This window comes from Thioclava sp. F36-6, assembly GCF_002020305.1.
Lineage (GTDB): Bacteria > Pseudomonadota > Alphaproteobacteria > Rhodobacterales > Rhodobacteraceae > Thioclava > Thioclava sediminum.
The window spans coordinates 660,825-680,822 of record NZ_MPZX01000002.1 but is presented as its reverse complement, the minus strand read 5'-3'; the positions used below and the strand labels follow the sequence as shown (position 1 = coordinate 680,822).

Here is a 19,998-nt window from a genome sequence, read left to right as displayed (position 1 = left end):
CCCCGTCGCCGGAGGGCGACAGTGATTGAGGGAAGAGGGGGCTCCGCCCCCGCGGCTTTGCCGCTCCCCCGGGATATTTGGACCAAGGCGAAGGTAGGTAGAATGGCTCTGCGCGACGAGCGGGTGACGCTGGCCCATGGTGGTGGTGGCAAGGCGATGCGGGATCTGATCGAGGAGGTGTTCACCTCGGTCTTCGCGCCGCCCGGCATGGAGGATCAGGCGCGGCTGCAGGCCGAGGCGCTGGCCGAGCCCGGCGCGCGGCTGGCCTTTACGACCGATAGCTATGTCGTCACGCCCATCGAGTTTCCGGGCGGCGATATCGGTAAGATCGCGGTTTGCGGCACGGTGAACGATCTGGCGGTGGGCGGCGCGAAGCCGCTTTGGCTCTCGGCGGCCTTCATCATCGAGGAAGGCTCCGAGATCGCGCTGCTGCGCCGGATCGTGGCGACGATGGCGCGCGAGGCCGAGGCTGCCGGTGTGAAGATCGTCACCGGCGACACGAAGGTGGTCGGGCGTGGGGCCTGTGACGGGGTGTTCGTCACCACGGCAGGCGTCGGCGTGATCCCCGGTGGGGTCGAGATGGCCGCAGGGCGGGTCGCGCCCGGCGATGTGGCGATCGTGAACGGGGTCCTGGGCGATCACGGCGCGACGATCCTTGCCGCGCGCGGCGATCTGGCGCTGTCGAGCGCGATCGAGAGCGATTGTGCTGCGTTGGGGCATCTGATGGCGGATGTGCTGGCGGTGGCGCCGGGCGCGAAGGCCGCGCGCGATCTGACCCGGGGCGGGCTGGCCTCGGCGCTCAACGAGATTGCGGAAGCCGCTGGCTGCGGCATCGAGATCGCCGAGGACGCGCTGCCGCTGCGCACCGAGGTCGTCGGGATGTGCGAGATCCTCGGGCTCGATCCACTGTATCTGGCCAATGAGGGGCGGCTGGTGGTCTTCGTGCCCGAGGTCGAGGCCGAGGCGGCGCTGGCCGCGATGCGCGCGCGCCCCGAAGGGACCGGCGCGGTGATCGTGGGCCGTGCGGTCGAGGGGCATAAGCAGGTGCGGATGACGACGGCCTTCGGCGGTCAGCGCATCGTCGATATGCTGGTGGGCGAGCAACTGCCGCGTATCTGCTAGAGTTCCTTTAGCAGGGCGCGCAGCGTGTCTGCGGCGGTGCTCAACGCCCGTTCGTCGAAGGCGGCATAGCCCAAGAGCAGGCCTTGCGGCGGGTCAGGCAGGCGGGCGTGGGACGATAGCGCCCGCAGCGTGAGGCCCACCGCTTTGGCGCGCTCGGATATCGCACGGTCGCCCAGAGGGGCGAGGGCCGGGCCGAGGCCTGCGCAGAGATGCATTCCCGACGGATCGGGCTGAAGCTGAAGATAGTCCTCCAGTCCCGTCAGTTCGTTCAGCAGGTGACGCTGTCGCTTGGCGTAATGGCGCCGCATCCGCCGCAGATGGGTCGCGAATTCGCCGCTCGCCATGAAGCTCGCCAGCGCCGGTTGCGGAACCATCGAGACCCGCGATCCGGTCGTCGCAATCGCGTCGCGCATCGGGGTCATCAGCCGCTCGGGCAACACCAGATAGCCGATCCGCAGCGCCGGGCTGAGCAATTTCGAGAAGCTGCCCATATAGATTACGCGCTGCAATCCATCGAGCCCGGCGAGCGCGGGCAGCGGCTGGCCGCGATAGCGGAACTCGCTGTCGTAATCATCCTCGACGATCAAAGCGTCGCGCTCGCGCGCCCAGTCAAGCAGCGCCAGCCTGCGCGTCAGCGGCATCGCGATCCCGGTCGGGAAATGGCGCGATGGGGTGATGGTGACCGCGCGGGTCTCGGGCGGCAGATCGGCGGGGTCGAGCCCCTCGGCGTCGATGCGCACCGGGCGCTCGGTGATCCCGCTTGCGGCCAGCACATGACCCATCGTCGCCCAGCCGGGATCTTCGGTCGCCATCAGCGCGCCGGGGGGCAGCGCCGCCCGCGCGATCAGGTCGAACCCGTCCCACGCACCGCCGGTGATCACCACCTGTTCGGTCGCGCAGTCGAGGCCGCGCCATGCCGCGAGGTGGTCGCGGATCGCCTGCCGCAAAGGGGGCCAGCCGAACGGGTCGGGCCGGTCCAGAAGCGCGGGATCGGGGTTGCGCCATGCCCGTTCGAGGTGGCGCGCCCAAAGCCTGTGCGGGAACAGCGCCTGATCGGGCAGGCCGGGCTGAAAGGGCAGCCACGTCTGTGCCGCGTGCGGCTCCGAATGTGGCGCGTGCCGCGGCGCGGGCGGTGCGAGATGGGGCAGGTCCTCGGCCACATAGGTGCCGCCGCCGGGGCGGGTGCTCAGATAGCCCTCGGCGATCAGTTGATCATAGGCGGTGGTCACCGTCATGCGCGAGACCGACAGCTCCTCGGCCAGAGCGCGGCTTGGCGGCAGGCGCTCTCCGGCTGCGGCGGGATCGGCACGCAGCATCTCGCGCAGCGCTTGCGTCAGCTGCGCGTGCAGCGGCAAGCCGGAGCGGCGATCCAGCGACAGGCCGAAGAGGGCGGCGTTCAGATTGGACTGGTACATTTTGGCGAAACTGGACATGTTTTCCTATCCAATAGGGCGGTATCGCTGCCGGGACAAGATAGACCCGCTTTGAGTGAGAGCCCCATGACCGAGACCCTTCCCGTGACTGACCGTTCCCGCCTGCGCCGCCTGCATGAGCGCGGCCATTTCGACCGCGAGACGATCAACGCGATCCTCGATGCGCAGCCGATGTGCCATGTGGGCTATGTCCGCGATGGCAGGCCTTATGTGACGCCGACGATGCAATGGCGCGAGGGTAATCACGTCTATTGGCACGGCTCTTCCGCGAGCCGCGCTTTGCGCAGCGAGACGCAGGCCGAGGTTTGCCTGACGGTCTCGATCCTCGATGGGTTGGTGCTGGCACGCTCCGGGATGCATCACTCGCTGAACACGCGGTCGGTGATGCTCTACGGGACCGCGTTCAAGGTGGAGGATCCGGACGAGAAGCTGCAAAAGCTCGGGACCTTCGTGAACCATCTCTATCCGGGCCGCTACGAGATGCTGCGCCCCGATCACGCGCAGGATCTGAAAGCGACGACCGTGCTGGGGATGGAGATCGCCGAGGGCGCCGCGAAGGTCCGCACCGGCGGGCCGAGTGACGACGAAGAGGATTACGCGCTGCCGATCTGGGCCGGGGTGATCCCGATCCGTATGGAGGTGGGCGACCCGATCCCCGATCCGCGCAATCTCGACGGTGTCGAGATGCCCGCGCATGTGCGCGATTTCCGCTATGGGGGTTAATTGGCCTGCGCGATCTGGTCCAATTCCCCAAGGCGCATCTCGTAAAAGAAGGTGAGGCAATCGATCAGGCTGCGGAATTGCAGCGGGTCGTTCGTGTCGATCCCGCCCGGACGACAGGCGCGGTCGCGAATCTTGAGCCAATGCCGCTGGCTCTGCTTCGTGCCCTCTGCGTCCTTCGCGACGGCGCGGGGATAGAGCTTGCCCAGCACCCCGTCGAGCTGGCCGAGCGGGCGGATCAGGCAGATCACCTCCGCCGCCGGATCGAGCTTGCCGGTGCAGTCGAAGCTGGGGCCGGTGATAGCGGGGAATTTGGCGAGGATCGGCGCGACGTCTTCAGAGGGCTCGATGGCGGGGAAATTGTTCCAGACGCCGTCGGGGCCAAGTATGGTGTAATCGTTGATCGGGTAGGGGCCCTTATAGTCGAGCACATCGCGCTGCGTGGCTGTTGTCCCGTTCATCGTGAGAAACGTATCGTTGCCATGAATGTCGATATTGTAGGTTTTGACATACCATTGGCCGTCAGCGTCCCTGAAAACATTGCAGTCGACGCGGCCAGGGCCTGAGAGCTTCGCTTGCAGGTAATAGGAGTCGTCGCCCGCCGCCGGCAAAAGGACGTTCGACGTGAGCGGGCCGATCTTGGATCTCAGCAGCCGAGGGCGGGCGTTGCCCGAGGTCTTAAGACCTTCCTCTGTCGCCTGTCCGAAGCTTGAGTAACGTGACCACAAGCGGATCAGGCCATGCTCCGGGATGGTCTCTGAAGATACTGGCGGGCCAGTCATCACCCGGCGACCGGTATTTGCGAATACCACGAATTCGCAGGCGTTTATGGCGCCGAGAATGTCCACATTGGCCGGGTTCGGGGCGCGGTCGGCAAGGACAGTCGTTTTGGTCTGATCGAGCCGGTTATATGAATTGATCAGCAGGTACTGCTCGCCCAGCGGCCTGTCGTCCTCCTTCTGATATTTCTTGCCGATCATTTCGAAGACGAAGCCCGGAGCGATATTCCATGTCCCCATCCGCTTCGTGAGTTCGTTGATGGCGTCCTGAGCCTGCGCGTAGAATTGCGTGGCGATCTGATTGCCGAGCGTGCCCGAAAACGGCGTGCCATCGGGGATCATAAGCGTATTCGAGAGGCTCGAGAATGGCGCGTGAAACCCGACGACGCCTTCGGTGTGGACGTATCGCGCGTTCCACATCGGGTAGCCGCGCAGCATCCGCTCTGAGCCGCCCAGAAACGCTATCGCACAGGCCGAGAGGCACCGGTCGCCTTTGCCGACGAATGTAGCGAAGCCGCGGATCGAGTCGGAGAGTTTGAGACCCTCGTAGAAATCGCCGCCGTCACTGTCGAGAGAGACGACGACGGGGCGCATATTCACCCCGCCCGAAATCGGGTCGAAGATCTCGCTGGCCTTGTCGGTGATCAGGTTTCTGAATGTCTCTGCGTCGCCCGGCGTGATTTCGCCTCTGATATGAATGTGCAACGCGTTCTTGAAATCGAAGCTGTCGCCCGGCTTGGTCCCGGTGGCCATGTTCGCGCCGACATAGGGCAGCACGAACTCATCCGTGATCGGCGGCGCCCAGTCTATATCGGCGGCGAGCGCTGGTGGGGCGATGCCGAGGGCGCTCAGCAGGGCGAGGGCTGGGATCAGTCGTCGCATCTGGCCTCCACGAAATTTTGCAGGCCGGTCCCGAGACCCGCCGTGCCGAAGGTGTCGCGCACTTGGGTGAGCGGGCCTTGGTAGAGGTCGGCGAAATTCGCGGCGTAGCCGCAGAAGTAGTCCGTCGCGATCTGTGCGTCGCAGCGTTTGGTCGCGATGCACAGCTCGACCTGATCGAAGAAATTCGCCATCTCTGACACGGCCGCGAATTGCTCCTGACGTTTCACGGGAGGGCGTTTCTGGAAGAGCAGGTCAAGAAATTTTTGCCGCTGCGCGGGAGGGATACCGCCTTTGATCGCTGTGACTTTGGCTAGGGCGTCCGAGTTCTGCCACCAGAATTGCGCAAGTTCGCGGCGGGCGCTTCCTGCATATTCGAGGTCGGAAAAGCGCGCGACCATTTCGAGCGAGAGATCGGCTTTCCGGTCCTCGCGCCATTGGAAGACTTGCCAGCCGGTGAAGACGAGGGCGATGATCGTGGCAGCCCACGACCCCGCTTCGATGATCCGCAGCGGGGTTATGGGCTCACGGGACGCGACTTCGGGCGGGGCGGTATCCGCTTCAGGCGCGTCTCTGGGCACATTGGGGGCGTCTGCGGGAGCGGGCGGCGTTTGCCCCGCGCTCACTGCGGGCATCCCGAGAAATCAAGCTCGGCCACCGGAATTTCGGTCGTCTCGTCGAGTTTCGCGACCTGCTTGCGCGCGACGCTGTCGAAACTGTCGCGCAGGCATTCGAGCTGCGCACGGGTCAACACGAGCACTGCAGCTTTGGGATTGGCTGGGATGACCGCGCCGGATTGCAACCGCGGCAGACCTTCCGAGTCGATGGCGGAATTGCGGCTCGTTCCCTGTGCGATCTCCGCTGCGGTGGGGTCGAAAACCCCGTCCTTACAGAAGCCCACGAAGAGGATTGACGGGAATGCCCGTTGCTCGAGGTAGTCGGTTGCATGATCGCGCAGGCACTCGGCCTGATCCCATCGAAGGGCGGGACCTTCACCGGAGCTTTGGGCGAACGCTGCGCTCGTCGATGCGAGGGCGATCCCTGCGGCGGCAAGGATCGGAAAGGCAGAAAACTGATACGACGCAACGAACATGACGATGATCCGAACCGAGTTGAACCATTTCAATAGGCTAGCAAATCGAAGGGATTCGGCAAAGCGCGGCGGGGGCGGGGCGAAACATGCTCGGACGTTGCGCGGAGCTGTCGGTTTTTGTTCGGTTTTGGTCGAAGCGCGCAAAAATGCGCTTCACAAAATCGTGAGCAATGGATTGGCCTAACTTCGAGAAACTTCGAAATTCCTATGAAAAATAGGGGTTGAGGAGGCACGGCTCCGCATCGGGTAACGCGACCGAGCGTCAAAGCGAAAACGAAATCACTCTCTTGTTTTGTTCCTGTTACATCCGCACACTACGCCGCGTAGCGCGGAGGCTTCGCTCGGGGCCTCAGATCCATCCAACAATGAATCCCGCTACATATGGGAGGAAGACATGAAGAATTTTGCACTCGGTGCGGCGCTTGCGTCGGCCTCGCTCATTGCGCCCTTCACGGCCAATGCGGCGACGGAAATCCAGTTCTGGCACGCCTTTACCGGCCGTCTCGGCGAGCTCGTCGATCAGCAGGTCAAGGACTTCAATGCCAGCCAGGACCAGTATGAGGTCGTGGCGACCAACAAGGGCAACTACTCGGAAACGCTGAACGCCGGGATCGCGGCTTTCCGCGCCGGTGAGCAGCCCGACATCCTGATGGTGTTCGAGGTCGGCACGGCGACGATGATGGCCGCCAAGGGCGCGATCAAGCCGGTCTATCAGGTGATGGAAGACGCGGGCGTCGACTTCAATCCCGACGATTATATCGGCGCGGTGAAGGGCTATTACACCACGACCGACGGCAAGATGCTGTCGCTGCCCTTCAACTCCTCGACGCCGGTTCTCTGGGTCAACCGCGACATGCTCGACGAGGCAGGCGTGGCCAAGGATGCACCGCTGACGACTTGGGAAGATGTCGGCAAGGTGCTCGACCAGTTGAAGGCCTCGGGCGTCGATTGCCCGATGACCACCGCGTGGCAGAGCTGGATTCAGCTCGAGAACCTCTCGGCCTATCATAATGTGCCGTTCGCCAGCCAAGAGAACGGCTTCGCCGGTCTCGACGCGAAGCTGGAATTCAACGGCCCCGTTCAGGTCAAGCATATCCAGACGCTGGGTGACTGGGCCAAAAAGGGCGAGTTCGTCTACAAAGGCCGCCGCAACGAAGGCGGCGCCGATTTCCGCGCCGGCACCTGCGCGCTCTTCACCGAGAGCTCGGCCGGGTACGCGGGCATCAAGTCCGAAGCCAAGTTCAACTTCGAGGTTCACCCGCTGCCCTATTGGGGTGACGTGGACGGCGCGCCGCAGAACACCATCATCGGGGGCGCGTCGCTCTGGGTGATGTCGGGCAAGGATGACAGCCATTACAAGGGCGTCGCCGAATTCCTGAGCTATCTCTCCTCGCCGGAAGTGCAGGCGAAGTGGCACCAGGACACCGGCTATCTGCCGATCACCAAGGCAGCGGCTGATCTGACCCGCGAGCAGGGCTTCTATGACGCGAACCCCGGCACCGACGTGGCTGTGAAGCAGATGACTGCGAATGCGCCGACCGAGAACTCGAAGGGCATCCGTCTGGGCAACTTCGACCAGATCCGCGGCATCATCGACGAGGAACTGGAAGCTGTCTGGGCCGGTGACAAGACCGCTCAGGACGCGCTCGACAACGCGGTGGAGCGTGGCAACCAGCTGCTGCGCCGCTTCGAGCAAGCCAACCGCTAACCCAAATCCGGCCGCGGGCAGGCGAGACCTGCCCGCGGCTATTTCTATTCGAAGGCCCCGATCCCGATATGGAAAAACGCGTAACCTTCAAGGGCTGGCTCTTGCCGATGCTGCTGCTTGCGCCGCAGTTGATCGTCTCGGGCGTGTTCTTCTTCTACCCGGCGGGCGAGGCGGTGTGGCAATCGCTGTTCATCCCCGATCCGTTCGGCCTGTCGATGCAGTATGTGGGCCTCGGCAATTTCGAATACCTGTTCAACGACCCTTATTACCGCGCGTCCTTCGTGACGACGGGGGTGTTCTCGACCCTCGTGACGCTGGTCTCGATGATCCCGGCGCTGTTCCTCGCGGTGCTGGCGGATCGGCTGGTGAAGGGGGCGGGGACCTATCGCACGCTGCTGATCTGGCCCTATGCGGTCGCGCCCGCGGTGGCTGGCGTGCTGTGGCTGTTCATGTTCAACACGCGGATCGGCGTTGTCGCCTTCTATCTCAACCAGATGGGTTACGACTGGAACCATGTGCTCAACGAGCATGAGGCGATGGGGCTTGTCGTCGTGGCGTCGGCCTGGGGTCGCATCAGCTACAACTTCCTGTTCTATTTCGCGGCGCTGCAAGCGGTGCCGAAATCGGTGATCGAAGCGGCGGCGATCGACGGGGCGCGGTTCTGGCGGCGCTTCTTCACGATCGTGCTGCCGCTCCTGTCGCCCACGACCTTCTTCCTGCTGGTCGTCAACATCGTCTATGCCTTCTTCGAGACCTTCGGCGTGATCCACACGATCACCTCCGGCGGGCCGCAACAGGCCACTACGATCCTCGTCTACAAGGTCTACGCCGACGGGTTCGTGGGCCAGGATCTCGGCAGCTCCGCCGCGCAATCCGTGGTGCTGTTGGTGGTCGTGGGCTTCCTGACGGTGCTGCAATTCAAATTCGTCGAAAAGCGGGTGCATTACTGATGGCTGACATGCACAGCGAACCGCCCCCGGGCATGGTGGAAAAGCGCGGCTCCGGTCTGTGGCTGACCCATGTGCTCATGATCGTGGGCGTGCTGGTGATCTTCTTCCCGATCTGGCTGGCCTTCGTGGCTTCGACCCACACCCAGCAGGAGATCGCGCAGGCGCCGATGCCGGTGATGCCGGGCTCGCACCTGATCGAGAACTATTCGGATGCGCTGTTCTCCGGGGTGAACGTGCCGGTCGCGACGATGCTGGTGAACTCGCTGGTGATGGCGTTGGGGATCGCGCTCGGCAAGATCGCGATCTCGCTCTTGTCGGCCTTCGCGATCGTCTATTTCCGCTTTCCGGGGCGGCGCTTCTTCTTCTGGATGATCTTCATCACCCTGATGCTGCCGGTCGAGGTGCGGATCGTGCCGACCTACGAGGTCGTGGCGGGCTTCGGGATGCTCAACAGCTATTCCGGCCTGATCCTGCCCCTGATCGCATCGGCCACGGCGACCTTCCTGTTCCGGCAGTTCTTCCTGACGGTGCCGGACGAGCTGGCCGAGGCTGCGCGCGTCGATGGCGCGCGTCCGATGCGCTTCTTCTTCGATATCCTGCTGCCGATGAGCCGCACGAATATCGCGGCGCTCTTCGTGATCCTCTTCATCTACGGCTGGAACCAGTATCTCTGGCCGCTTCTCATCACCACCAATCCCGAGATGAACACCATCGTCATGGGGCTCAAGCAGATGTTCCCATCGGGCGACGATATCGCCGATTGGCCGGTCATCATGGCGACCTCGATCCTCGCGATGATCCCGCCGGTGATCGTGGTGATCTCGATGCAGAAACTCTTCATTCGCGGCCTCGTGGACAGCGAGAAATAAGGGCAGACAATGGCGACCGTTGAACTCGAAAATATCAAGAAACGTTTCGGCAAGACCGAGGTTCTGCACGGGGTCTCGATCGACATCCAGGATGGCGAATTCATCGTCATCGTCGGTCCTTCCGGCTGCGGGAAATCGACGCTTCTGCGCATGGTCGCGGGGCTGGAGAGCATCTCCGAGGGCGAAATCCGGATCGGCGAAGCCCGCGTGAACGAGCGTGAGCCGATGGACCGCGACATCGCGATGGTGTTCCAGAACTACGCGCTCTACCCGCATATGTCGGTGCGCCAGAACATGGGCTACGGCCTGAAGATCGCGGGCATGGCGAAAACCGAGATCAAGCGACGCGTCGATGAGGCGGCGAAGCTGCTGCAGCTATCGGACTATCTCGAGCGCAAGCCGCGCGAATTGTCGGGCGGGCAGCGACAGCGGGTGGCGATGGGCCGCGCCATCGTGCGCGAGCCGTCGGTCTTCCTGTTCGACGAGCCGCTGTCGAACCTCGACGCCAAGCTGCGGGTGCAGATGCGTGTCGAAATCCGCGAGCTGCAGCGCAAGCTGGGCGTGACCGCGCTTTACGTGACCCACGATCAGGTCGAGGCGATGACCATGGCCGACCGGATGATCGTGATGAACGGCGGTGTAGCCGAGCAGATCGGCACGCCGCTCGAAGTCTATGAGCGCCCCGTGACGATCTTCGCAGCGCAGTTCATCGGCAGCCCGTCGATGAACATTCTCGATGCCGAGGTGCGCGGCGGACAGGTGATGCTTGGCCATGTCACGCTTGGCCCGACCGATCTGCCCGATCGCCCCGTCAGCCTCGGTATTCGGCCCGAACACCTGCATCCCGACGATAACGGGCCTCTGTCTCTGAATGTCACCCTGTCCGAGCCACTGGGCGCGAATACGCTCCTGCACGGCACGCTGGAAGGGCGCGGCGAGGCGATGACCGCGGCGCTGCCGGGCGTGCATATGGAGAAGGAAGCCGTGGGGCAGGTGCGGCTCTCGGTGAACGCCGAGGACCTGCATCTCTTCGATCCGAAAACCGGTCAACGGCTGAATTAAGCCGCCCCGATCCGGTGGCTGATCGCTTTCGCGGCCTGAGCGACCGCGTGCCCGAGGGCGGGCAGGCGGCTATCGGGAATCCGCTGCACGGGGCCGGAGACCGAAATCCCCGCCACCGCATCGCCATGCGCGTCGAAGATCGGCGCGGCGATGCAGCGCATCCCGAGCGTGCGTTCTTCATCGTCCACCGCGTAGCCCCGCGCCGTGACCCGCTCCAGTTCTGCGCGCAAGGCTTCCGCATCGCCGATCGTGCGGTCATTGAACCGCGTGAAATCGTACTCCGCGAGGAGCTGGTCGAGCCGGTCCGGCGCGTAGGTGCTCAGAAGCGCCTTGCCGATGCCAGACGCGTGCAGCGGCGCGACCGTGCCCGGTGGGAAGAACGCCCGGATCGGATCATGCGTCTCCACCTGCCCGGTGAACAGAACCTGTCCCGCGCGCTCCACGCCCAGATTTGACGTCTCTCCGGTCGCGCGCATCAGATCCTGCATTAGCGGGCGCGCGCGTTCGAAGACATTGGTGCGCCGCAGGAAGGCCGAGCCGATGCGGAAGGCCGCCGGGCCGATATGCCAGTCCTGTGCCTCGGGCTCCACGAAATCGCGGGCATGCAGCGTGGCCAGAACCCGGTGCATCGTCGCCGGAGACTGGTCCAGCTCGCGCGCGATGGCGCTCAGCGACAGCCCGCCATGCCGCGCCAGCAGGTCCAGCACGTCGAGCGCCCGGTCCAGCGCGAGGATCGTGCCCTGCGCGGGGTCGGTGTTGAAGCCTTTCGGGCGGCCCTTCCGGCGGGGCGTGGTCATCGGGCGCACCTCTGAGCGGCAAAAAGAAATATCTTACGCAGTATAAAGCAAAATCTAATTTCACTGTGTGAAAAAAACAAAGCCCTGAATTCCATAAGAATTCTTGGCTGACGCGGCGCAAACGCCCACGATCCGTAAAAATTTCTGCGTCAGCCGCGCCATGGTAGAAACGCTTCCGACACATGGAGGAGGCGTCATGATCCATCTCAATCCCGTTTTCATTCCGGGCCCGACCAACATCCCCGAGGCGCTGCGCAAAGCCGTCGATATCCCGACGATGGATCATCGTAGCCCCGGTTTCGCCGATATCATCCACCCGGCGCTGGACGGTGTGAAGAAGGTGCTCAAGACGACCACGGGCGAGGCCTTTGTCTTCCCCGCGACCGGCACCGGCGGCTGGGAGACGGCGATAGCCAACACGCTCTCGCCCGGCGACAAGGTTCTGGCCTGCCGCAACGGGATGTTCAGCCATAAATGGATCGACATGTGCCAGCGTTACGGGCTGGAGGTCGAGGTGGTCAGCGTCGCTTGGGGTGAGGGCATCCCGGTCGAGCGCTTCGCGGACATCCTCGGCGCCGACACGGGCCACCAGATCAAGGCGGTGCTCGCCACCCATAACGAGACCGCGACCGGCGTGACCTCGGATGTCGCGGGGATCCGGCGCGCGATGGATGCGGCGGGGCACCCGGCGCTGTTCTTCGTGGATGGGGTCAGCTCGATCGGGTCGATGGAGTTCCGGATGGATGACTGGGGCGTCGATGTTGCGGTCACTGGCAGTCAGAAGGGCTTCATGCTGCCGCCGGGCCTCGCCATCACCGGCTTTTCGCAAAAGGCGCTGGAGGCGGTCGAGGGCGCGAAGCTGCCGCGCTGCTTCTTCGACATTCGCGACATGCGTACGGGCTACGCGGCCAATGGCTACCCCTACACGCCGCCCGTGGGGATGCTGAACGGGCTGAAGGCGTCCTGCGACATGCTGCTGGAGGAAGGGCTGGGCAATGTCTTCGCCCGTCATGCCCGGATCGCGGAAGGCGTACGCCGCGCGGTGGCGGCCTGGGGGATGGAGCTTTGCGCCGTCTCGCCCGATCTCTACTCCAACAGCGTCAGCGCGGTGCGTGCGCCCGATGGGTTCGACGCCGGCCGGATCGTGGCGCAGGGGCTGAATACCTATGGCGTGGCCTTCGGGGGCGGGCTGGGCGATGTCGCGGGCAAGGTGTTCCGCATCGGGCATCTGGGCCTGATGACCGATGTGATGGCGCTCTCGGGGCTGGCCACGGCCGAGATGGCGATGGTCGATCTCGGCCTGCCGGTGGAGCTGGGCAGCGGGGTTGCCGCAGCCCAGGCGCATTTCCGCGAGACCGCCGCCACCCCTGTGCGACAAGCCGCCGCGTAAGAGCGGTCAGGATCGGGCGCTGGCGAGCCTTCCCAGCATCGTCAGCGCCTGATCCATCTGCTCGAGCGAGACGAATTCGTCGGCCTTGTGGGCCTGCTCGATCGAGCCGGGCCCGCAGATCACCGCATCCATCCCGAGCGACTGGAACAGCCCGGCCTCTGTGTTGAAGGCGACGCAGCCTGCGTGGTTCTGGCCGGTCAGCGCGAAGACCAGATCGCGCGCGGCATTGTCGTCCATCGGCTCGAGCCCCACGACCTCGCCGATGGTCTCGGTAGCGATCCCGGCCTCAGGGGCGATTGCGCGCATCTCGGGCAGCAGCGTGTCTTCGACGTAGCTCGCGATCTCGCCTTTGACGAACTCCATATCGGCGGCGTTGATCGGGCGCATCTCCCAAGCCAGTTCGGCGCGGGGCGCGATCACGTTATGCGAGATGCCGCCTTTCAGCGCGCCCACGTTGAGCGTCGTCTGTGGCGGGTCGAAGCGCGAACCTTCGGGGCAGCGTTTGATCAGTTCGGCGCGCAGCTCGAACAGCCGGTTGATGTAGCGCACCGCATATTCGACCGCGTTCACGCCCTTCTCGGGGGCGGAGCTGTGCCCCGGCAGGCCCTCGAAGCGCACGGTATATTCGCAGCAGCCCTTGTTGCCGTCGAAAACCTGCATCGAGGTCGGCTCGCCGATGATGCAAAGCCCGGGTTTGACCGGGCGTTTCGCGAGCAGCTTCACCAGTTCCTGCGCGCCGAGACAGCCGACCTCCTCGTCATGGGTGAAGGCGAAATGGATCGGGCGGGATTTCGCGGCCTCGGCCAAGAGGTCGAGCGAGCCGAGACAGGCCGCAATGAACCCTTTCATGTCACAAGCACCGCGCCCGTAGAGCTTGCCGTCGCGCTCTGTCATGGTGAAGGGATCGCTGCTCCAATCCTGATCGGTGACCGGCACCACATCCGAATGGCCCGACAGCACGAGCCCGCCGTCGCGCGGCGCGCCCAGTGTCGCGAAGAGGTTCGCCTTGTGGCCGCTTTCGTCGACCATCACTTCCACCGCCGCGCCGACGGTTTCCAGCCGGTCCGCGATGTAATGGATGATCGGCAGGTTGCTGTCGGTCGAAATCGTCGGGTAGGCGATCAGGTCCGAGAGGATCGCGCGGGTGGTGTCGATCCGCATGGGGTCAGTCCTTGATGAACAGTTTGCGCTCGACGTTGCACAGCGGCATGGCGGGGCCGTCCTCGGTGATCACGATGGTCTCCGTCGTCTCCATTCCCCAATGATCCATCCAGAGGCCGGGCATGAAGTGGAAGGTCATGCCGGGCTCAAGGATCGTCTCGTCGGTGTCGCGGATCGAGACGGTGTGCTCGCCCCAATCCGGCGGGTAGGAGCAGCCCACCGCATAGCCCGCGCGGTTGGGGCGTTCGATGCCGACCTTGGCCAGCTCGACATTCAACGCGCGCGCGATGTCGCAGGCGCGGTTGCCGGCGCGGGCGACCTCGATCCCGGCGTTCAGCCCTTCGGTCAGAGCCTCGGAGGCGTCGATCATGTGTTGTGGCGGCTTGCCGAGGAACACGGTGCGGCAGAGCGGCGCGTGATAGCGGCGGTAGCAGCCCGACTGTTCGACAAAGGTCGCCTCGCCCGCCTTCAGCGCCTCGCCGTTCCATGTCAGGTGCGGCGCAGACGCGTCGGGGCCCGAGGGCAGCATCGGCACGATGGCCGGGTAGTCGCCCCAGCTGTCTTCCTCGCCCTGCACGGCGGTGCGATAGAGTTCGCCCACCAGATCGTGCTTGCGCAGCCCCGGCTCGGCCAGCTCCATCGCGCGTTCGATTACCAGTTCGGAAATCCGCGCGGCGCGGCGCATGAAGCGCAGCTCCTCGTCGGATTTGATCAGGCGTTGCCAGTTCACGAGCACGGAGGCGTCGAGCAGCGTGGCCTCGGGCAGCCCTTCATAAAGGACCGCATGGGCCTTCGCGGTGTAGAAATAGGTCTCCATCTCGACACCGATCCGGGCCTTGCCGTAGCCCATGATCCGCAGGTGCGAGGCGAGGTCTTCCATCGGGTGCATGATGTCGGATTGCACCATCGCGTCATTGTAATGGAGGATGTTTTCCTCTTCCATCCAAACGGTGCGGCGCGCGCCATTGGCATCCATGAAGCGGCCCCACCAATAAGGCGCGCCTTCCATCGGCAGGATCACCCCCTGATGGGTGTAGAAGGACCAGCCGTCATAGCCCGTCAGCCAGAACTGGTTCGAGGGGTTGGTGATGAAGAGAATGTCGATCTCGCGTTGCGCCATCGCAGCACGCACGAGCGCGATCCGGCGGGAATATTCGAGTTCGCTGAAGTGCACGTTTTCGATCGGCATTCGGGCTTCTTTCTGCTGGCGGTATTTCGCGCAGGTTGGGGCGCGCCCCCGAGCGAGGTCAAGGCCAAAACGAAAACGTGCGACCCCCGGGAGGGCCGCACGTTCGCGTGACTTGGGGCAGCGGATGTAACCGCTTACGGAATGAGCCGCTCGATGATCAGATCGGCCGCTTCCTCGGGGCTGATCGCGGTGGTGTCGATCCGCATCTCGGCATTCTCGGGCGCCTCATAGGGCGAGTCGATGCCGGTGAAGTTTTTCAGCTGACCGGCGCGTGCCTTGGCATAAAGCCCTTTCACGTCGCGGGCCTCGGCCACTTCCAGCGGCGTGTCCACGAAGACTTCGAGGAATTCGCCCGGCTGCATCATCGCTCGGACCATGTCGCGCTCGGAGCGGAAGGGCGAGATGAAGGCGGTGACCACGATCAGGCCTGCATCGGTCATCAGCTTCGCGACCTCGCCGACGCGGCGGATGTTCTCCACGCGGTCAGCCTCGGTGAAGCCCAGATCCTTGTTCAGGCCGTGACGCACGTTGTCGCCATCGAGCAGGAAGGTATGGCGGTTCATCCGTGCCAGCTTCTTCTCGACGATATTGGCGATCGTGGATTTGCCCGAGCCCGAGAGGCCGGTCAGCCAGACCACGGCGGGTTTCTGGTGCTTCATGTTGGCATGGTGCTCGCGCCCGATATCGGTCGCCTGCCAGTGGATGTTCTGAGCCCGGCGCAGCGCGAAATTGATCATCCCCGCAGCCGCCGTCTGGTTGGTCATCTTGTCGATCAGGATGAACCCGCCCAGATCGCGGTTCTCGCCATAGGGCGCGAAGGGGATCTCGCGGTCGGTGGTGATGTTGGCCACGCCGATCGCGTTCAGGTCCAGCGTCTTCGTCGCCAGATGCTCCTGCGTGTTGACGTTCACCTCGTATTTCGGCTCGTGGACGGTCGCCGAAACCGTCTGCGTGCCGATTTTCAGCCAATAGGCGCGGCCCGGCACCAGTTCGGTCTCGTCCATCCAGACGAGTGTGGATTCGAACTGATCGGCAACCTCCAGCGGCTCTTTCGCGGCGACGATGACCTGACCGCGCGAACAGTCGATCTCGTCGGCGAGCGTGATCGTCGTGGATTCGCCTGCCACCGCCATGTCGCGGTCGCCCTCCAAGCTGACGATCCGCGCGACTTTCGAGGTCTTGCCCGAGGGCAGCACGCGGACTTCATCGCCCGGTTTCACGGTGCCCGAAGCGATCAGCCCCGAGAAGCCGCGGAAGTCGAGGTTCGGGCGGTTCACCCATTGCACGGGCATCCGGAAGGGGCGCTCCTGATCGGAGGTCACGTCCACCTCGACCGCTTCGAGATAGGGCAGCAGCGAGGGGCCTTTGTACCAAGGCGTGTTCTCGCTCGGGCCGGTGATGTTGTCGCCCTTGAAGCCCGAGATCGGGATCGGGGTGAAGCCTTCGATGCCGATGCTGTCCGCGAAGATTTTGTAATCGGCCACGATCTCGTCGAAGGTCGCCTGATCGTAATCGACGAGGTCCATCTTGTTCACGGCCAGCACAATATGGCGGATGCCAAGCTGGTGGACGAGATAGGAGTGGCGGCGCGTCTGGGTCAGCACGCCTTTACGCGCGTCGATCAGGATCACGGCCAGATCGGCGGTCGAGGCGCCGGTCACCATGTTGCGGGTATACTGCTCGTGGCCGGGGGTGTCGGCGACGATGAACTTGCGCTTCTCGGTCGCGAAGAAGCGGTAGGCCACGTCGATGGTGATGCCCTGTTCGCGCTCGGCGGCGAGGCCGTCGACCAGCAGCGCGAAGTCGATCTCCTGCCCTTGGGTGCCGACGCGCTTGGAATCGGCTTCCAAGGCGGCAAGCTGATCCTCGAAGATCATCTTGCTGTCATAGAGCAGCCGCCCGATCAGCGTCGATTTCCCGTCATCGACCGAGCCGCAGGTGATGAAGCGCAGCATGGTCTTGTGTTGATGCGCCTCGAGATAGGCGTCGATATCCTGCGCAATCAGCGCGTCGGTCTTGTAGATCGGATCGTTGGTCGTCATGTCGGCTCACCTGATAGGGTGGAAATGAAGGCGCGCGTGCGGCTCGGGAGAGGAGGGCTCAGAAGTAGCCTTCCTGTTTTTTCTTCTCCATCGAGGCGCTCTGATCGTGGTCGATCGCGCGGCCCTGACGCTCGGAGGTGGTGGTCAGCAGCATTTCCTGAATGACTTCCGGAAGGGTCTGCGCCTCGCTCTCGACGGCGCCGGTCAGCGGGTAGCAACCCAGCGTGCGGAAGCGCACCGAGCGCATCTTCGGCTCCTCGCCGTCACGTAGCGGGAAGCGGTCGTCGTCGACCATCAGGATCAGCCCGTCGCGTTCCACCGTCGGGCGCGGGGCCGAGAAATAGAGCGGGACGATCTCGATCCCTTCGAGGTGGATATATTGCCAGATGTCCAGCTCGGTCCAGTTCGAGATCGGGAAGACGCGGACGCTCTCGCCCTTGGCCTTCTTGGCGTTGTAGAGGCGCCAAAGCTCCGGGCGCTGGTTCTTCGGGTCCCAGCGGTGATTGGCCGAGCGGAACGAGAAGACGCGCTCTTTCGCGCGGGATTTCTCCTCGTCGCGGCGTGCGCCGCCGAAGGCCACGTCGAAGCCGTGTTTGTCCAGCGCCTGTTTCAGCCCTTCGGTCTTCCACATGTCGGTATGCAGCGAGCCGTGATCGAACGGGTTGATCCCCTTGGCCTTCGCCTCGGGGTTCTGGTGCACGATCAGCTCCATCCCCGCATCCTTCGCGGCCTTGTCGCGCAGATTGTACATCGCCTGGAATTTCCACGTCGTGTCGACATGCATCAGCGGGAAGGGCGGCGGCGAGGGGTAGAAGGCTTTTTTCGCGAGATGCAGCATCACCGCGCTGTCCTTGCCGACGGAATAGAGCATGACCGGATTATCGGCTTCGGCCACGACTTCGCGCAGGATGTGAATGCTCTCGGCTTCGAGCCGCTGCAGGTGAGTCAGGGTCTTGTTCATGAGGGAGGTCTCTGTCTGAACGCGGTTTTCCAAGATATAGGCGGCGCGTTTTTCTGGATAACCCCCCAAATGGGGGGTAAATACGGCTTATGTTGGGTCAGTCCGAAAACACTCTGTTGATCAACGCGCTTTTCGCGGCCGCGAGTGAGGCGGGAAAGGCGGGCTGGGTGCGCTTTCTCGAACGGCTTTGCGCGGTGGCTCATGCCGAGGGCGCGGCGGTTCAGATTCTCGCGAATGAGGGGGAGGGCGCAGGCTGGCAGGTTGGCAGGATTGCCTTGCCCGATGCCGCTCGTCTGCATCCGATGCGTCTGGACCGTGTCTATTCGCAGATCGACCTCCCGGGCGATATCGAATGGCCCGGGCCGCTCCGCGCGCTGAAAGTTGCGGCGGGGGCGGCGGGTCAGGCTGTGTTGATGATCGCGCGCCCGCATCGGGATTTTCGCGCGGCAGAGGCGCTGGCGCTCTCGACGCTCGCGCCGCATTTGGGGCAGGCGATGATGATCCGCGAGGCGCTCGGTAGCGAGCGGGCCCGTGCTGCGCGTGATACTGAGGCTGCGGAAGCGCTCGGCGCGGGCTGGGTGGTGCTGACGCCTGCGGGCACGGTGCTCGCATTCGACGCGCGCGTGGCGGCGGTGTTCGACGCGCAAGGCTGGTTGCGGCTGCGCATGGGCGCGCGCCCGGAATTCGCCGATCCCGACGCCGCGCTGCGCTTCCGTCAGAACCTTGCTGCACTTGGAGAGGGGCGGGAGGTCGTCCGACCGATCCCGCTTGGTCATGACGGGCGGGGTGTTCTCCGGCTCGCGCCGGGACAATGGCAGGGCAGTTCCGCCTTGATCGGTCATCTGCGGGACATGCCGCGGGCCGAAGCTTTGCCAGTCGCGCGGATCGCGGGCGCGCTCGATCTCAACCGCTCCGAGGCGCGGCTTGCGGCGCTTCTGTGCGATGGGGCAACGCTGCGCGAGGCGGCGGATCAGCTCGGCTGGACGCTGGAGACCGCGCGCTCGACCTCGAAGCAGATCTACGCCCGCGCGGGTGTCAGCGGCCAGACGGGGCTGTTGCGCAAGATGTTCGGCTCGGCGCTCTGGCTGGGTTAACCGCGTGCGAAGAAGACCGCTGCCATCACCAGCCCGACCGCGATGATGAAGCCGCGCAGCAGCGCCATATTGGTGATCCGCTTCGACAGATGCGCGCCCAAGTAACCGCCGATGGCGCTCGCGATTCCCAGCACCAGTACCGCCTGCCAGTCGATCAGCCCGGCCACTGCGTAGGTCACGACCGAGACCAGCGACAGCACCGCCGAGACGAGGTTCTTCAACCCGTTCATCGCGTGCAGATCGGTAAACCCGATCAGGCCGAGGGCGGCGAGCAGCATGATGCCCAGCCCGCCGTTGAAATAGCCGCCGTAGATCGTCACGGCCATCAGGAGGGCAAAGGCGGACACGGCGCCCAACGTGCGGCCCGAACGCTGAAGCGCCTTCAGCAGCAACGGCCCGAAAGCGAAGGCCGCCGTCGCCAGCAGCAACAGCCACGGGACCACGCCGGCGAACAGTTTCTCGGGGGTGATCAGCAGCAGCAGCGCGCCGAGGAACCCGCCCGCGACCGCCGCGATCAGGATCGTGCGCAGTGCCATCGGGCCCTTGTGGCGCAGCTCGTGGCGGAAGGCCCAAGCGCTCGACAGATAGCCGGGCAGGGCCGCCAGCGTCGCGGTCGCATTCGCGGTGATCGGCGGCACGCCGGTCCAGACAAGCGCGGGGAAGGACAGGAACGTCCCGCCGCCCGCGACCGCATTCAAGGCGCCCGCCGCGAGACCGGCGAGCGCGAGGATCAGAAAAGACAGCATTTT

General features: G+C 64.3%; 18 protein-coding genes. 8 read left to right on the top strand and 10 right to left on the bottom strand.

Translation table 11 applies throughout. The features are described 5' to 3' along the window. Positions 1-102: 102 nt before the first annotated feature. Positions 103-1,122, top strand: coding sequence for a hydrogenase expression/formation protein HypE (gene hypE, locus BMI88_RS10290; protein ID WP_078548319.1), 1,020 nt, complete (start codon positions 103-105; stop codon positions 1,120-1,122). On the opposite strand, the gene BMI88_RS10285 is transcribed toward hypE, so the two are convergent. After that, on the bottom strand, positions 1,119-2,555 hold the full coding sequence (locus BMI88_RS10285) for a PLP-dependent aminotransferase family protein (protein ID WP_078548317.1): 1,437 nt from the start codon (positions 2,553-2,555) through the stop codon (positions 1,119-1,121). The two genes, hypE and BMI88_RS10285, sit on opposite strands and share 4 nt — an antisense overlap. A gap of 66 nt (positions 2,556-2,621) precedes the next feature. On the opposite strand from BMI88_RS10285, the gene BMI88_RS10280 reads away from it, so the two are divergent. Next, a complete protein-coding gene (locus BMI88_RS10280; protein WP_078548315.1) occupies positions 2,622-3,278 on the top strand; it encodes a pyridoxamine 5'-phosphate oxidase family protein in 657 nt (218 codons plus the stop codon). On the opposite strand, the gene BMI88_RS10275 is transcribed toward BMI88_RS10280, so the two are convergent. From BMI88_RS10275 to BMI88_RS10265, 3 genes are read right to left on the bottom strand one after another with little or no spacing between them, the layout of a single operon-like run. Then, positions 3,275-4,936, bottom strand: coding sequence for a hypothetical protein (locus BMI88_RS10275; protein ID WP_078548313.1), 1,662 nt, complete (start codon positions 4,934-4,936; stop codon positions 3,275-3,277). The genes BMI88_RS10280 and BMI88_RS10275 overlap by 4 nt on opposite strands. Then, positions 4,924-5,559: a hypothetical protein gene (locus BMI88_RS10270; RefSeq protein ID WP_146673542.1), complete on the bottom strand. Its 636-nt coding sequence runs from the start codon at positions 5,557-5,559 to the stop codon at positions 4,924-4,926. Before BMI88_RS10270 ends, BMI88_RS10275 begins: the two co-directional genes overlap by 13 nt. Beyond that, positions 5,556-6,170 (bottom strand): hypothetical protein, encoded by a 615-nt coding sequence (locus BMI88_RS10265; RefSeq protein ID WP_146673541.1) that lies wholly within the window; start codon positions 6,168-6,170, stop codon positions 5,556-5,558. Before BMI88_RS10265 ends, BMI88_RS10270 begins: the two co-directional genes overlap by 4 nt. Before the next feature lie 250 nt (positions 6,171-6,420). On the opposite strand from BMI88_RS10265, the gene ugpB reads away from it, so the two are divergent. The 4 genes from ugpB to ugpC all read left to right on the top strand — a co-directional run bounded on the left by ugpB (position 6,421) and on the right by ugpC (position 10,615). Continuing rightward, entirely contained in the window at positions 6,421-7,734 is a 1,314-nt protein-coding gene (ugpB, locus tag BMI88_RS10260; protein WP_078548307.1) for a sn-glycerol-3-phosphate ABC transporter substrate-binding protein UgpB, read from the top strand. Positions 7,735-7,802: 68 nt separating this feature from the next. Next, positions 7,803-8,684, top strand: a complete 882-nt coding sequence (ugpA, locus tag BMI88_RS10255) for a sn-glycerol-3-phosphate ABC transporter permease UgpA (RefSeq protein ID WP_078548305.1) — start codon at positions 7,803-7,805, stop codon at positions 8,682-8,684. Between the two features lie 32 nt (positions 8,685-8,716). Further along, positions 8,717-9,553 carry a sn-glycerol-3-phosphate ABC transporter permease UgpE gene (gene ugpE / locus BMI88_RS10250; protein WP_078549764.1) on the top strand — a complete coding sequence of 279 codons (837 nt, stop codon included), beginning with the start codon at positions 8,717-8,719 and terminating at the stop codon, positions 9,551-9,553. A gap of 9 nt (positions 9,554-9,562) precedes the next feature. Further along, complete coding sequence (gene ugpC / locus BMI88_RS10245) at positions 9,563-10,615, top strand: sn-glycerol-3-phosphate ABC transporter ATP-binding protein UgpC (protein ID WP_078548303.1); 1,053 nt, start codon at positions 9,563-9,565, stop codon at positions 10,613-10,615. Here the strand turns inward: ugpC and bhcR are convergent. After that, complete coding sequence (gene bhcR, locus BMI88_RS10240; RefSeq protein WP_078548301.1) at positions 10,612-11,412, bottom strand: HTH-type transcriptional regulator BhcR; 801 nt, start codon at positions 11,410-11,412, stop codon at positions 10,612-10,614. The genes ugpC and bhcR overlap by 4 nt on opposite strands. A 196-nt stretch (positions 11,413-11,608) precedes the next feature. On the opposite strand from bhcR, the gene bhcA reads away from it, so the two are divergent. After that, positions 11,609-12,802: an L-aspartate--glyoxylate aminotransferase BhcA gene (bhcA, locus tag BMI88_RS10235; protein WP_078548299.1), complete on the top strand. Its 1,194-nt coding sequence runs from the start codon at positions 11,609-11,611 to the stop codon at positions 12,800-12,802. A 6-nt stretch (positions 12,803-12,808) separates the two neighbouring features. Here bhcA and argE read toward each other — a convergent pair whose 3' ends face one another. The 4 genes from argE to cysD form a co-directional block, all read right to left on the bottom strand. Next, positions 12,809-13,963, bottom strand: a complete 1,155-nt coding sequence (argE, locus tag BMI88_RS10230; protein ID WP_078548297.1) for an acetylornithine deacetylase — start codon at positions 13,961-13,963, stop codon at positions 12,809-12,811. Between the two features lie 4 nt (positions 13,964-13,967). Further along, entirely contained in the window at positions 13,968-15,152 is a 1,185-nt protein-coding gene (locus tag BMI88_RS10225; RefSeq protein ID WP_078541991.1) for a M24 family metallopeptidase, read from the bottom strand. A gap of 134 nt (positions 15,153-15,286) precedes the next feature. Beyond that, positions 15,287-17,194 carry a sulfate adenylyltransferase subunit CysN gene (gene cysN, locus BMI88_RS10220; protein WP_078548294.1) on the bottom strand — a complete coding sequence of 636 codons (1,908 nt, stop codon included), beginning with the start codon at positions 17,192-17,194 and terminating at the stop codon, positions 15,287-15,289. 58 nt (positions 17,195-17,252) lie between these two features. Next, positions 17,253-18,188, bottom strand: coding sequence for a sulfate adenylyltransferase subunit CysD (gene cysD, locus BMI88_RS10215; RefSeq protein ID WP_256365665.1), 936 nt, complete (start codon positions 18,186-18,188; stop codon positions 17,253-17,255). Between the two features lie 83 nt (positions 18,189-18,271). Between cysD and BMI88_RS10210 the strand changes: the two genes are divergently transcribed. Continuing rightward, positions 18,272-19,249: a hypothetical protein gene (locus BMI88_RS10210; protein ID WP_146673540.1), complete on the top strand. Its 978-nt coding sequence runs from the start codon at positions 18,272-18,274 to the stop codon at positions 19,247-19,249. On the opposite strand, the gene BMI88_RS10205 is transcribed toward BMI88_RS10210, so the two are convergent. Continuing rightward, positions 19,246-19,995: a sulfite exporter TauE/SafE family protein gene (locus BMI88_RS10205; protein ID WP_078548289.1), complete on the bottom strand. Its 750-nt coding sequence runs from the start codon at positions 19,993-19,995 to the stop codon at positions 19,246-19,248. The two genes, BMI88_RS10210 and BMI88_RS10205, sit on opposite strands and share 4 nt — an antisense overlap. Positions 19,996-19,998 lie beyond the last annotated feature (3 nt).

Bases quoted from the DNA above. Each gene is read 5' to 3' on its own strand.
- BMI88_RS10275 (WP_078548313.1), bottom strand. From the start codon at position 4,936: ATGCGACGACTGATCCCAGCCCTCGCCCTGCTGAGCGCCCTCGGCATC.
- ugpE (WP_078549764.1), top strand. From the start codon at position 8,717: ATGGTGGAAAAGCGCGGCTCCGGTCTGTGGCTGACCCATGTGCTCATG.
- hypE (WP_078548319.1), top strand. From the start codon at position 103: ATGGCTCTGCGCGACGAGCGGGTGACGCTGGCCCATGGTGGTGGTGGC.
- BMI88_RS10280 (WP_078548315.1), top strand. From the start codon at position 2,622: ATGACCGAGACCCTTCCCGTGACTGACCGTTCCCGCCTGCGCCGCCTG.
- bhcR (WP_078548301.1), bottom strand. From the start codon at position 11,412: ATGACCACGCCCCGCCGGAAGGGCCGCCCGAAAGGCTTCAACACCGAC.
- ugpB (WP_078548307.1), top strand. From the start codon at position 6,421: ATGAAGAATTTTGCACTCGGTGCGGCGCTTGCGTCGGCCTCGCTCATT.
- BMI88_RS10225 (WP_078541991.1), bottom strand. From the start codon at position 15,152: ATGCCGATCGAAAACGTGCACTTCAGCGAACTCGAATATTCCCGCCGG.
- argE (WP_078548297.1), bottom strand. From the start codon at position 13,963: ATGCGGATCGACACCACCCGCGCGATCCTCTCGGACCTGATCGCCTAC.
- cysN (WP_078548294.1), bottom strand. From the start codon at position 17,194: ATGACGACCAACGATCCGATCTACAAGACCGACGCGCTGATTGCGCAG.
- BMI88_RS10285 (WP_078548317.1), bottom strand. From the start codon at position 2,555: ATGTCCAGTTTCGCCAAAATGTACCAGTCCAATCTGAACGCCGCCCTC.
- BMI88_RS10205 (WP_078548289.1), bottom strand. From the start codon at position 19,995: ATGCTGTCTTTTCTGATCCTCGCGCTCGCCGGTCTCGCGGCGGGCGCC.
- bhcA (WP_078548299.1), top strand. From the start codon at position 11,609: ATGATCCATCTCAATCCCGTTTTCATTCCGGGCCCGACCAACATCCCC.
- ugpA (WP_078548305.1), top strand. From the start codon at position 7,803: ATGGAAAAACGCGTAACCTTCAAGGGCTGGCTCTTGCCGATGCTGCTG.
- ugpC (WP_078548303.1), top strand. From the start codon at position 9,563: ATGGCGACCGTTGAACTCGAAAATATCAAGAAACGTTTCGGCAAGACC.